The sequence below is a fragment of the Parafilimonas sp. genome (assembly GCF_047606085.1).
Taxonomy (GTDB): Bacteria; Bacteroidota; Bacteroidia; order Chitinophagales; family Chitinophagaceae; genus Parafilimonas.
Window position 1 is genome coordinate 1 of sequence record NZ_JASGEX010000086.1, and the last position, 13,110, is coordinate 13,110.

The following is a 13,110-nucleotide window of genomic DNA, read 5'->3' on the forward strand; positions in this document are numbered from 1 at the left end:
ATACTTATCGTGTACCAATATACATTTTATAAAGTCATCCTTGCTTATACAGCATGATTATGAGATTTCCGCCTTTCCGATAAACCGGAACAGGTCGCGGGAATGACGTGCAGGAATGTGAGATAATCTTACATTCCTATAAAGCAGGTGCAAACAGCCAATGCACAAATTCATCCTGTGTTTACTATAACATAATCTTACATGGATTATATGGTTTACCACAAAAAAACAAAGACCAGGGCTTTATGTCTCTAATCCTTATGGCATGCCCTTTAAACCGGCCTGTTTATTCATCTTTCAGCAATTTTATCAATGTATCGGCATCCGTTCCCTGCGGGTAGGTTTTTATTAAATGATGCGCCTTATTGTATAAGGCCATAAATGGCGTGAACTTTACCCTGTAATAAGAGGGTATAGCATAATTTTCATCCCTCGCAATAATAATATTATTAAACTGCTGCAGGTTAAACTTTTTGGCAAAATCCCGTACTTCAGGCAGGGAATAATAGCTTACCCACACAAAAAAAATATCCTTCATTTCCTTCATCTTCCTGCTGAACTCATCAGCGGTTATCTGGCAATGGCCGCATTCGGGGCTGAAATAAATAATAACAACAGGCTTATCGTTTGGAACAGCCTTATCGTTTGTATAAGTGCTGTCCGTTTTTAAAACAGTAAAAGCTGGAATATGCAATGAATCTTTCTGGTAAGGCGGGATGGTATCCATTTCCTGCGCATAAAGCAGGTTAAGCTTAATACAGATTATAAACAGGAATAATAATTTTTTCATAATAGTTTTTTGAATTTTCTATTTTCAATTCGCGGTTAATTTAACTGCTTTAAAAATTGCATGGTATCAATGCCATCAGCATAGTCTGTAAGCGATGGGGACTGCGCTTTGCCAAAAGGAATAAAGCTTCTTCCAACTATACATTGAACATCCGTATTTCTTTGCAAACTTTCAGCCAGTGTTTTAGGCTCATTATAAAAGCTGTAATTAACCTGGCTTACCGGCGCAAACACGCTATCGCCTTCTGTTAATATCAAAGAATCATTCGTCATATAAAACTTATGGTTCATGATAAGCAAAGCCAGTTGGTAATCGTAATTGTTTTTGTACTTGTGAAAATCGGCGAAGTAATTGTATTTTTTCAAAGCATTGAGCAGGGGGATAAAATCATACCCTTCCGGCACATACAGCCGGGTAACGTTCCTGCATCCCATGCCATAATAAAGCTGAATGTCGTCTGCCAGCAAATCCAGTTCTTCTTCCGTTTCATTACCCGTTATAATCGCAACCGATGTTCTGTTACGGCGAATAATATTGGGGTATTTTGAAAAATAATATTCAAAATAACGGCTGCTGTTATTGCTGCCGGTAGCAATATAGGTATCACAATGCTTAAGCGTTTCTGCAAACATTATATAAGCTGCCGCTTCTTTATTAAATTCAATGAGCTTCTGTGCAAGATAGTTTATTAATACCTCGTCCTTTGAAGACGGCTTTATAATAGCCTTGCCGCCGCTTATAAACACACATAAAAAATCATGAAAGCCAACCAGCGGAATATTGCCGGCCATTACAATACCGGTATTTTTTGGGGCCGGGAGCATGGCAGGCAGGTCATATTTTTTCATCCATGCCTCAAGCAGGCCTCTCTGCAAAAAGCATTGCGCAATATTTTGTAAAGCCAGGTCAATAAATGCCGGGCTAAACCAGGGGTTTTGGGCGTTTGCCCTTTGCTTCACAGCCCGCAGCGCTTCATCATTCGCCATACAATATTCACCCAGCCTTACCAGTAAATCAACCCGTTCGTTAATATTCATTATTGATGCGTAATTTTACACGCAAAAATATTTAACCAGATATAAAATAAAAGTTATGGCAATTAAAATAACAGATGAATGTATAAACTGCGGCGCCTGCGAGCCTGAATGCCCTAATAATGCTATTTATGAAGGCGGCGTTGAGTGGGCTTTTGCAGATGGCACAACCGTGCGCGGGGAAGTGGTATTAATGGATGGGACAGTTGTGAATGCCGAGCAACGCATGGCGCCCCTGGCGGTTGACACATACTATATTACACCCAATAAATGTACGGAATGCCAGGGTTTTCACGAGGAGCCGCAATGTGCCGCCGTTTGCCCTGTTGATTGTTGTGTCCCGGATGAAATGTACCAGGAAACAGTGGAAGAATTACTGGCTAAAAAAGATAAATTGCATATATAAAAGCCGTATTTTTAAGATAGCTTTTTTACTTTGGAAAAAGAAAAGATGATACTTTTGAAATACTGAAGATATAATAGCTGGCTTAGAAAACACCATCAGAAACTGTTGCGAAAAGCAACATTAAAAAAGCGGGTGATATTTCCCGTTAACAGAAGGTGAGGGTAATAAACGCTCACCTTTTATTATTTAAACAGCAGCCGGTTGAGCTTTTTGAAACTGCATGTTGTGCAGTTTTGCATAATAGCCGTTTACTGCCAGCAATTCTTCATGTGTACCTGTTTCTTTTACTTCTCCTTTATCCAGTACAATAATTTTATCTGCCTTGCGAATGGTTGATAACCTGTGCGCAATCACAATGGCCGTTCTGCCGGTTATTAAAGTATCAATAGCCTTCTGGATAAGCTGCTCGCTTTCCGAATCTATAGATGAGGTGGCTTCGTCTAAAACAAGCACCGCCGGATCTAATAATATCGCCCGTATAAACGAAATTAACTGCCGCTGGCCCAGGCTAAGCGTATTACCGCGCTCCATTACATTATAATCATAATTGCCCGGCAGCCGCATAATAAAATCATGCACGCCTATCAGCTTCGCCGCTTCCATCACTTCTTCCCTCGGTATATCACTGTTATGCAGTGTTATATTGTCCATAACCGAACCGGAGAAAAGAAAAACATCCTGCAGCACAACGGCAATGTTTCTTCTCAATGCATCAATATTGTATTGCTCCACATTTATATCATCCAGCTTTATTTCTCCTTTTTTAATTTGATACAGCCTGTTCAGCAAACTAATAATTGATGTTTTGCCGCTGCCGGTGTGCCCCACGATCGCCACCGTTTCGCCCGCTTCCACTTTAAAGGAAACATTTTTTAAAACATAATATTCTTCTATGTACGCAAACCATACATCATCAAATTCAACCTTGCCCTTTAATCTTTGTGCCGGCGCAAAAGCATCTTCCGGAGAAGGTGGCAATATATCTGGATTATCCATCACTTTAAACACACGATCGGCCGCGATCACGCCCATTTGTATCACATTAAACTTATCGGCAATTACACGCAATGGCCTGAATATCTGGTTAAGGTAAAGAATAAAAGCAACCAGCTCGCCGGCCAGTTCTTTATTTTTTATGGGGTTGGAAGCAGCCTGGCCTGCAAGCCACCAAACCAGCAAACCGGTAGAAACCGCAAGCACAATTTCAACAATAGGAAAGAAAACAGAATAGGCGAATATGGAACGGATATTGGCATTACGGTGATGGCGGTTTATTTTCTTAAAATTCTCCATCTCCCTGTCTTCCGCAGTAAAAGCCTGTACGATCTGCATGCCTGTAATACGCTCCTGTACAAAAGCGTTTAAAGCGGCTACTGCATTTCGCACCTGTATAAAGCTTTTGTTTACACTCTCCTTAAAATAATACGTGGCGATAATAAGAAACGGGAAAGGTGCCAGTGCAATTAAAGTAAGCCGCCAGTCGGTAACAAACATGGTAGCCAGCACAATAATTATAGAAAGCAGATCGGCAAAAATGGGTATCAGCCCATCAGAAAATATATCGTTTATGCTTTCAATATCATTAATCGTTCTTGTGGTAAGGGTGCCAATAGGCGTTCTGTCAAACTGCCTTAAATTAAGCCCGAGCACTTTTTTGTACACGGCTGTGCGCATATCCCGCACCACACTTTGCCCAAGCCATGATGTGATAAAGCTGAAATAAAACCTCGCTGCCGTTTCAATAAAAATAAATACTACCTGGAATATGGTTACCGCAATAATAAACTGCCATGCATTGTTCAGGTCGCGGTTAGGAAAAAACAAATCAATGATCCATGGCGTATGCACATTTTTGCCCGTAGCCTTATCAACCGTTAACTGTATGAAGAAAGGGCGCACCGGTGTAAAAAATGAAAGTACAACAGCCAGTATGATGCTTGCAATAAAACGCCAGCGGTAAGGTTTTACAAAAGTGAAAACGCGCCTCAGTACCGAAAGATCGAAATACTTTTTTTGCTCAGCTTCGCCCATAATACACGCCAAAGGTAAACGGTAATAATTAAATACGCCGGCCTGTTTACTTCATTTACCGTTCAACCAAAACAGCAAACTGTTTTAAAATGATGTTTTTTATTTTGTTGCGGAAAAAATATAAACAAACCTGTAACATTTTGGCCACAGGTACGTATAAAAATGATTCTATTATTAAATAATAAAACAGGCATACAATGAAAAAATTATTCATTCTCTTTTCGTTTTTAAGCTATGCAGCCATACTGAACGCCCAATCTACGGTAATACGCGATGCAAATGCCGAAGCAAGAAAAGCAAGCGGCTTTCATGCAATAGAAGTTTCAACCGGTATTGATCTTATTATAACACAGGGCAAAGAAGAAGCGGTTGCCGTAAGCGCAGCCTCGCCCGAAATAAGAAGCCATATAATAACAGAAGTCTCCAATGGCAAACTCAAAATTTACTTCGACAATAAGGGCATGAACGGCTGGCATGTAAAAAAAGAATTAAAAGCTTATGTAAGCTTTACAACGCTGGATGCATTGGAAGCTAATTCCGGTGCAGATGTTTTAACCGATGGAAATATTAACGTAAATACACTAAGCATCCGTTTATCATCGGGCGCTGATTTTAAGGGCGATGTTACCGCTGCAAAGCTTGTTGTTGACCAAAGCAGCGGCAGCGATATGGATATAAAAGGCAAAGTAAACGATGTAAGCATTACTACAAACGGCGGCAGTGATTTTAATGGTTACGACCTGGTATCAGAAACCTGCAAGGCAGATGCCAGCAGCGGCAGCGATATAGAAATTACCGTAAGCAAAACATTGGATGCCTCGGCAAGCAGCGGTGGCGGTATTAAATATAAAGGCAGCGCTTCCGTAACCAATATTTCAAACAGCAGCGGAGGGAAAGTTAAAAAGCAGGGTTAGGCTGTTTTAAAGTTTATAAGTTCACGGGATCGCTTGTTCACAGATTGTTTAATGTTCCTTTTAATTTTCCGCAGTGCAAGTTTACACCCGCCGGTCCCGGAACTGGTAAACGCTGAAGCTAATTTAACTGGGTTATCAATAAAAAATCCGGGGCATGCTTCCCGGATTTTTTATTGATAACATCAAACCATCTGCCTATTCTTCCTCACCTGTATCATAAGCAAGGTCGTCTAATTCATCCTCAACCTTGCCTCGTAAATTGCGTATTTTATCTTTCACGTTCCCGGCCAGGTCGGTGGCGGAATCTGCAATGCGTTGACGAAGTTCACTGCCGCTTGCAGGAGCAACCATTAAACCAACGGCTACGCCAGCAACAAAACCGGATAATGTTGCAATCAATATTTTTTGTGCACTCATAAAAAAAATTTTTTAATGATGTAATATAGTCAATTTTTTCAACAACCTTGCCAGAAATAATGAGGTACGTTTCAAATTTTGCCCCTTGCATAGTTTTCCGACCGGCTATACACCAAGCCGGCAGCGATTTCTGCAGGCGGCTGGCAATACGCGCCTGCGAAAATTTGAATGCACCCGAAATAATTATTGCTGAAGAAAGCGTTTGTTTATTCTAAGGTCGCGTAAAATACCGGACTTGGGATTAAGTGTAATGCTAAACGATTTATAGGTGCCCACATTTATGTTCATCGTCATTTGCCAGCAATGCATATCCCTGGTGAGGAATATGCTGGACGCCTGTAATTTCTGGGTAATAATATCAAAATAAAAACCGCCGCCTAACTGCCATTTGGGCGTGAGGCTTATTGTTCCGTTCACATTAACATTGGTGGCCAGGTTATCTTTATAATGAATAAGGTCTGACTGCAGCACGTGGCTATAACTTAATGAATAAGATAGCTGGAGCGTCCATGCCGTATTAAAATCCACAAATTCAGCAGGATTGCTTCGTATGTAATCAAGTTGGGCCTGTTGCTCATCGGGCGTAAGCGTTTCACTGCTGCTGCTATTGGCCAGTTTTTGTTCATCCGTCTGGTTGTCTTTCGATTTACTTTTTAACGAAGTGGATAAAGACAGGCTGCCGGTTTGAAACCGCCCCAGGCTTCCCTGTTTCCAAAGCAAATGATAATGGCCGGCCGTATCTTCCCTGTAGGGGCTTATTGAAGCATTGGCCGTTATGTTTACTTTATTAAATAAACTGGTGCCCGCGCTTATACTGATATCGCTTATAGGCGTTTCTTTATTAGAGCTGTCCGGTATCAGGTTATAACCGCTGCTTATGCTGAAATTGTCGAGTATCTTTATTTTTTTTACACTGTCTGCATTGGTGGAATCTTTGGCATTTCTCTTGGCTTCCAGCAGGTTGCCCAGCGAAAATGTAATACCGCCAAAACGGCCTTCGCTAAACCCGCCCAGCACATTGCCCTGCAACTGCGATATGCGCCTTATATCCCCGGCAGAATCTACCTGCACATTTTTATAAAACTGGCTTACCAGGTTGGGTTTGTAACTAATGCCTATGGAAGGGTCTATTTCATGCCGCAGCTTTGAATTCTTAAAATTGAACGTACCAAAAATCCGCGTATTCATGCTTATGCCAAAGGTCATTTGCCTTGCCGCATAAAGCCCTCTCAGAATGGATGTATCAACTTTATTGGTGCTGCCATTCCAGTTATAATCCACCTTTTGGGCATACCAGTTTTCCTGGTAACTTATTGAAGGAGCAAAAATTAATGGCCCCACGGCCGGGAGCGTAAGTGTAATAGGAATGCTGTGCGTAACGCCCCACATGGTAGTATCAAGCAATCTTCTGAAATTAATGGCAGAGTCGTAAAAAGAAATTACGTTCAGGAAATTGCCAGAATAGCCAATGCCCAGCTTTTGGTACCATTTAAGCGAGCTCACCTGATCTTTCTTTTGAAGCGGGTAAATGGTGGGGGTAGAAAAGCTTACAGTAGGCAGGTTCATGTTGATAAGACGGGTAACACTGTTTTGATTTTCATTTAAAGAAACGCTGAGGTTATTGCCAAGCCCCCAGGTTTTACTGTACGTAATGGACGAGGCGAGGTTATTATTATAATTCTGTAAAGCGTTTGTGGTTACATTCTTATTATACTGGGTGCTGCCTGCCGTAACACTGGCACTGAATGAAGTGCCGGGCCTTGCCTTGCTATCCCTTGAATGGCTCCATCTCACCTGGTACGTGTTGCTGGTATAAAATTCATCGGTGGCCAGGGTATAATAATCATCATTTAATCTTTTTGTGTGCAGCGCGCTCAGGGCAAATGTGCCGCGGTATTTGTACCGTTTATAATATTCGGTTGTAAGATCAGCCTGCCACCCGCCATAAGAATAAATATTGCCCTCTATCTTCGTATCCCAGTTATCATTAATTACCTCATAATAGCCTAACCCTTCAAGCCCCAGGCCAAATAAATCACTGGTAGTAAATTGCGGCGGCAGCAAACCGGAATGCCGGCCGCGCTGCAACGGATAAATGCCGAATGGTATGGCAACGGGCATGGGCACACCTTCAAATTCAGGGAAGGCCGGGCCTGACACCGCTATTTTATCATTCACTATTTTAATCTTTCTTGCCCGTATGGCAAAATGCGGTGTATCAAGGTTGCAGGTTGTAAACCTTCCACGATACGCATATTCCACATCTTTTTCAACCTTCTTGACCCTTTGGGCATTTACAAACATTTCGCCTGCTTTGTAATAGGTGTTTTTGGTAAGGCCCTTTTGCGTCTTCATGTTAAAAAAAACGGTGTCCATTATAGAGGTTTCATCCCCCTGAACAAAAGTTGGCAGGTTAAGCGGCCCCTTGGAAGTATCTGTGCCACCATACGCTTTTACAAGGTTCCTGCTCTGTTCATACTCTATGGTATTGGCATCAAGCTTCATGTTTTCATAGGTTGTATTTGCCTTTCCGTATAAAAGGAACTGTTTTTCGGGTATGTGCAATACAGCGCTGTCGTCTGCCGTATAACTGATCGGGGCGCTAAGCGAATCTTTAGAGAACAAGGTTGTATCCACTGCAATTTTGCGCGAGGAATCGGAAGTGTCTTTTTCAACAAAAGAAACCGAATCGGAAATATTTAAAGGCTTTCTGGTAACCTTCTTTGGCTGCAGCGTATCATTAGATACCGGCGCGATTGAATCTGCATGCACGGGAATTGTATCAACGGGTATTGTTAATAATTGCTGAAATTTATTTATGCACCTATTGTTAGCAAGTAATGGGAACGTTATAAACGTTAATACGCACAAAAAGATTACTGCGGTTTTTATATTTGCGTACAGTTTATTATATTGGTTCTGCATACATCCGGAACAAAAATATAGTTTAATAGCATAAAAGATTTGTAAAGAAACCTTTTTAACTTACTAAATCATGCAAAGAAAAATTGCATCCATTTCTTTTCTCATTATAGTTATTTTTTGTTGTGCGTCTTTCAGGCTCGCCCCATCTGTAAATAAGATACCGCTTGTTTCCAAAAGCCCAAAGCAAAATACACTGCGCACCATTGTAATTGATGCCGGGCATGGAGGGAAAGATTTTGGTGCAAGAGGAAAATATTCTTACGAAAAAAATGTCACACTTGCCATAGCATTAAAACTGCAGGCAACTTTGCAGCAGGCATTGCCAGATGTTAAAATTGTAATGACCCGCACCACAGATATTTTTGATAATCCCAAAGCAAAAGCTGCCAAGGCCAATGCTGCCAAGGGAGACCTTTTTATATGCATTCACTGTAACTCTGCCAGGCCTATTTCGCATAGTGAAATGACAGGCTACAAAACCCATACATATTATACAGGTAAAGGCAAAAAAAGAAAGAAGCATACAAAAAAAGTTCCCACCTACCGGTATTGGACAACACCCAACCCGGCCAAAGGAACGGAAACATTTATCTGGGCTGCAGACAGGAATGACAATAAGGAAGTGGCCATGATGGAAAATGAATCGCTGTATGCAGACAGTGCTTCGGCCGCGCAGTTTGCCGACTTTGACCTTTCTTCACCGGAGAAAAAAATATATTATACGCTTAAAACACAACAGTATTTTCAGCGCAGCGCCAATCTTGCGCTGGATGTGGAAAAAGAATTTATAAAGATCGGCCGCACCAGCCGTGAAGCAAAGCAAAGAGGTGTTGGCATTTGGGTATTACAGGCCACAGCCATGCCAAGCATTCTTGTGGAAACGGGCTTTATTTCCAACCCCGAAGATGAAGATTATCTTAACAGTACCGATGGCCAGCAGGAAATTTGCAGCGCCATTACCAATGCGGTAATGCATTATAAAAACGCTTTGGAAACAAACACTTTCCAAACCATTTCACAAGACTCCTTGCAGTAAGTTTTGCAATGCCGGAATGCATAAATGCAATCTTTGCCGTTGTTACGCCCACGCATAGAAAACTGCATGCGCTTTTGTTCAATAAGCAATATCATTTAGCTTTGCTCCACAATATCCTGGCATGATTGTATATTAAATATTACAGCCTTGGTATAAAAGACAAATTCCAACATGAAAATTTCGAATGAAACTAAAATAGGTGCGCTCACTGCAGTAGCCATAGTATTCCTCATTCTCGGGTTTAATTTTTTAAAAGGCAAAAGCGTGTTAAAAACAGGATTTTTTTTATACGCTAAATATTCAGACCTGAAAAAACTTTCATCATCCAATGAGGTTTATGCAAATGGCTTCCAGATAGGAACTATTTACAGCACATCGTCTGATCCATCCCTGAAAGATTTAGTGGTGGAAATAAAGCTAACACAGGATTACCAGATACCGGTAAACTCTGTGGCCACCATTGAATCAAACCCGCTGGGCTCGCCGGTTCTGAATATCCAGCTTGGCAGCAGTTCCCAGTTTCTTAAAAGCGGCGATACCCTGCGCAGCCAGGAAGGCAGTGGCATGTTAGGCCAGCTAAGCAACAAACTCGGGCCGCTTTCCGACCAGCTAACAGCATCGCTGGTAACACTGGATTCGCTGATGAGGAATTTTAATACGCTGCTCGATACCACTACAAAAGGCAATATACGCAGCGTAATTACCAACCTTAATAACGCCACAGGCCATATTTCGGAATCAACCATTGCACTGCAAAAATTATTGAATGTGCAAACGGGCGCCCTGGCTCAATCTCTCGCCAACATCAATGCATTTACAGGCAATCTTGCAAAGAATAACCAAAAGATAGACAGCACGCTTTCTTACCTGCAGGCCACTACCAGGAATTTATCTCAGGCAGATATTGATGGCCTGGTAAATGGTTTTAAACAAAGTGCAGATTCTTTGTCATCCATTATAAACCGCGTTAATTCAACCGATGGCTCTATCGGTGCTCTAATAAACGATAAGGCATTATATAATAACCTTAACAACATTACACGCAGTTTAAATGTTTTGCTTGATGATCTTCGCGTTCACCCGAAACGTTATGTGAACATTTCCATATTTGGCAAAAAAGATAAAGGAGATTATCTTACAGAACCGCTTCCGGTAAAAGATTCATCTGAGGCAAAACCATGATACAGCATAAAGCGATAGTTTATTTTCCCAGCATAGCTTTTCTTTTTGTATGTTCATCGCTTTATGCCCAGCCGCCTGCCGATACCACGTCAAAAAAGAAGATCATTATCCTTAATGCAGAGCGGCTGAATTACCAGAAAATTGATTCGGCGGAATTTCAGTCGGCCGCAGGCAATGTTAAGATAAGGCAGGACTCTACCTTGTTTTACACAGACAGCGTAGTATTGAACAAAACCAAAAATACGCTGGAGGCTTTTGGCCATGTGCATATAAATGATAACGACAGCATACACACCTATTCTGATTACCTGCGTTATTTCGGCAACGAAAAAAAAGCTTACCTCAAAGGCAATGTAAAACTAACCGACGGTAAGGGAACGCTTACCACGCCCGACCTTGATTACGACCTGAACACGCATATAGGCATTTATACAAAAAACGGAAAAGTGGTAAGCGAAAAAACCGTGCTTACCAGCAAAGAAGGTTATTATTACGGCGAAACCAAAGACGTTTATTTCAAGAAAGATGTGGTACTGGTAAACCCTGATTACACCATCACTACAGACACATTGCTGTTTAACACTTATACCAATGTGGCCACCTTTACAGTTCCCACCATAATAAACAGTGGCGATAAGAAGAAGATATTTACCAGCGATGGTTATTACGATCTTGCCAAAAAGAAAGCTTATTTTGGCAAACGCCCGCATATTGAAGACAGCACTACCATGCTTGATGCAGATATAGTGGCCAGCAACGACTCAACCAGGGATAGCGAAGCCAGCGGCCATGTTATTTACCGGGATACCGCACAGGGCGTTACCATAATTGCAAACAACCTTAAAAGCAAAGGCGAAGAATCGTCGCTGCTGGCTACACAAAAACCGGTGATGATTATAAAGCAGGATAAAGATTCCACTTTTCTTGCTGCTGATACCTTATTTTCAGGAAGGCTTTCCACGCTTAAAAAATTCAGGAATATACCCGCAATACTTGATTCATTGCCCGCTACAGATCCCGTTGTGCTAAGCGATTCGGCAAGGGCGAAACAGGACAGCGCCAGAGACCGTTTTGTGGAAGCCTACCGGAATGTAAAAATATTTTCCGACTCGCTGCAGGCCGTTGGCGACAGCTTGTTTTATTCATCAGAAGATTCGGCGTTCAGGTTGTTTAAAGACCCGGTGGTATGGAGCCGCGAAAGCCAGATAAGCGGCGATACCATTTATCTTTTCACCCTCAATAAAAAACCCAAGCGCATGTATGTTTTTGAAAATGCATTAAGCGTGGAAAAAGTAGGGCCCGAATATTACAACCAGGTAAAAGGCCGCACCATCAATGGTTATTTTACCAATGGCGAACTTGATTCGGTGCGCGCCAAAGGCAATGCGGAAAGCATTTATTATGCACAGGACGACAGCAGCAAATTCATTAGCGCAAACAGGGCTACGTCTGATGTTATTGACATGTATTTCAGGGAGAGGCAGGCAGATAAGGTTGTGTTCAGAAGTAATGTTATCGGCACGGCTTACCCCATGCGCCAGGCCAATCCTTTTGAAATGCGGCTGCGCAGCTTTAAATGGCTTGTTGACCGCCGTCCTAAAACCAAATATGAGTTATTTGGCAATTAACCAGATAAAAATCTTTGCATCCGGGTTAAAACAAATCTTTCCAATCAGGATTGCACCAGGCCATACCGCAGTCTGCAGTAAAATTCAGGGTTATATAAATTCACACGCACTGTTTACAGGAAATTTATTTCAATCCCCCTATCTTTATTGCTGCAAATAAATAAGGAATGGTATCAAAAATTTCGGAAGGCGTTGAAATAAGTGTGGAAAGCTTTTACCAGTCAGATTACAGCAATCCGGCCAGCAGCGAGTTTATGTTTGCCTATCGCATTACAATTGAAAATAAAAATAATTTCAGCGTAAAATTGCTGCGCCGCACCTGGAAAATTTTCGACAGCACCGGCGAATACCGCGATGTGGAAGGCGAAGGCGTTGTGGGCGTACAGCCTGTATTGCAGCCGGGCAAACAGTTTCAGTATGTAAGCGGCTGCAATTTGCGCAGTGAACTTGGCCGCATGATAGGCACTTACGAAATGGAAAATCTCAACAGCAAAAAAAAATTCCGGGTAAATATCCCGCCCTTCGATTTAATTGCCCCGCTTAAAATGAATTGAAGAAGAAGCTTTGAGCTACAAACTGCGAACCGAACTATACCAATAAAACAATAACTTACGTCCCCTTGACTTGTCCTGAAATAGGTTGACAGAAAACTGTTAACTTAATTTCACACAAAATGAGTCAAAAAAGAAAACCAAAACCTGCCTTGGAGGCAAGCAGGGAAAAAATCGTAGCCGAGTATTTAACAGG

11 protein-coding genes are annotated in these 13,110 nt (G+C 41.8%); 6 read left to right on the forward strand and 5 right to left on the reverse strand.

All coding sequences use genetic code 11. The annotated features are described in order from the left end of the window. Window positions 1-286: 286 nt before the first annotated feature. Window positions 287-790 (reverse strand): TlpA family protein disulfide reductase, encoded by a 504-nt coding sequence (locus QM629_RS07480; RefSeq protein WP_415158768.1) that lies wholly within the window; start codon window positions 788-790, stop codon window positions 287-289. A gap of 35 nt (window positions 791-825) precedes the next feature. After that, window positions 826-1,827 carry an acyl-CoA reductase gene (locus QM629_RS07485; protein ID WP_415158770.1) on the reverse strand — a complete coding sequence of 334 codons (1,002 nt, stop codon included), beginning with the start codon at window positions 1,825-1,827 and terminating at the stop codon, window positions 826-828. A 55-nt stretch (window positions 1,828-1,882) separates the two neighbouring features. On the opposite strand from QM629_RS07485, the gene QM629_RS07490 reads away from it, so the two are divergent. Next, on the forward strand, window positions 1,883-2,230 hold the full coding sequence (locus QM629_RS07490) for a 4Fe-4S dicluster domain-containing protein (protein ID WP_415158772.1): 348 nt from the start codon (window positions 1,883-1,885) through the stop codon (window positions 2,228-2,230). Window positions 2,231-2,416: 186 nt separating this feature from the next. Here the strand turns inward: QM629_RS07490 and QM629_RS07495 are convergent, their stop codons facing one another. Then, window positions 2,417-4,261 (reverse strand): ABC transporter ATP-binding protein, encoded by a 1,845-nt coding sequence (locus QM629_RS07495; RefSeq protein WP_415158774.1) that lies wholly within the window; start codon window positions 4,259-4,261, stop codon window positions 2,417-2,419. Between the two features lie 197 nt (window positions 4,262-4,458). Here QM629_RS07495 and QM629_RS07500 point away from each other — a divergent pair, with 197 nt between their 5' ends. Next, the gene (locus QM629_RS07500) at window positions 4,459-5,175 is read left to right on the forward strand and encodes a head GIN domain-containing protein (RefSeq protein WP_415158776.1); all 717 of its coding nucleotides are present in this window, start codon (window positions 4,459-4,461) and stop codon (window positions 5,173-5,175) included. 195 nt (window positions 5,176-5,370) lie between these two features. Here the strand turns inward: QM629_RS07500 and QM629_RS07505 are convergent, their stop codons facing one another. Together QM629_RS07505 and QM629_RS07510 are read right to left on the reverse strand one after the other, a co-directional pair. Then, complete coding sequence (locus QM629_RS07505; RefSeq protein WP_415158778.1) at window positions 5,371-5,592, reverse strand: YtxH domain-containing protein; 222 nt, start codon at window positions 5,590-5,592, stop codon at window positions 5,371-5,373. Window positions 5,593-5,775: 183 nt separating this feature from the next. After that, on the reverse strand, window positions 5,776-8,364 hold the full coding sequence (locus QM629_RS07510; RefSeq protein WP_415158780.1) for a putative LPS assembly protein LptD: 2,589 nt from the start codon (window positions 8,362-8,364) through the stop codon (window positions 5,776-5,778). A gap of 223 nt (window positions 8,365-8,587) precedes the next feature. Here QM629_RS07510 and QM629_RS07515 point away from each other — a divergent pair, with 223 nt between their 5' ends. The 4 genes from QM629_RS07515 (at window position 8,588) to apaG (ending at window position 12,917) form a co-directional block, all read left to right on the forward strand. Beyond that, window positions 8,588-9,553 carry an N-acetylmuramoyl-L-alanine amidase family protein gene (locus QM629_RS07515; protein WP_415158782.1) on the forward strand — a complete coding sequence of 322 codons (966 nt, stop codon included), beginning with the start codon at window positions 8,588-8,590 and terminating at the stop codon, window positions 9,551-9,553. 171 nt (window positions 9,554-9,724) lie between these two features. Then, window positions 9,725-10,735, forward strand: a complete 1,011-nt coding sequence (locus QM629_RS07520) for an MlaD family protein (protein WP_415158784.1) — start codon at window positions 9,725-9,727, stop codon at window positions 10,733-10,735. Beyond that, entirely contained in the window at window positions 10,732-12,363 is a 1,632-nt protein-coding gene (locus QM629_RS07525; protein ID WP_415158786.1) for an OstA-like protein, read from the forward strand. The genes QM629_RS07520 and QM629_RS07525 overlap by 4 nt, the downstream gene beginning before the upstream one ends. A gap of 167 nt (window positions 12,364-12,530) precedes the next feature. Then, window positions 12,531-12,917, forward strand: coding sequence for a Co2+/Mg2+ efflux protein ApaG (gene apaG, locus QM629_RS07530; protein WP_415158788.1), 387 nt, complete (start codon window positions 12,531-12,533; stop codon window positions 12,915-12,917). Window positions 12,918-13,110: the final 193 nt, after the last annotated feature.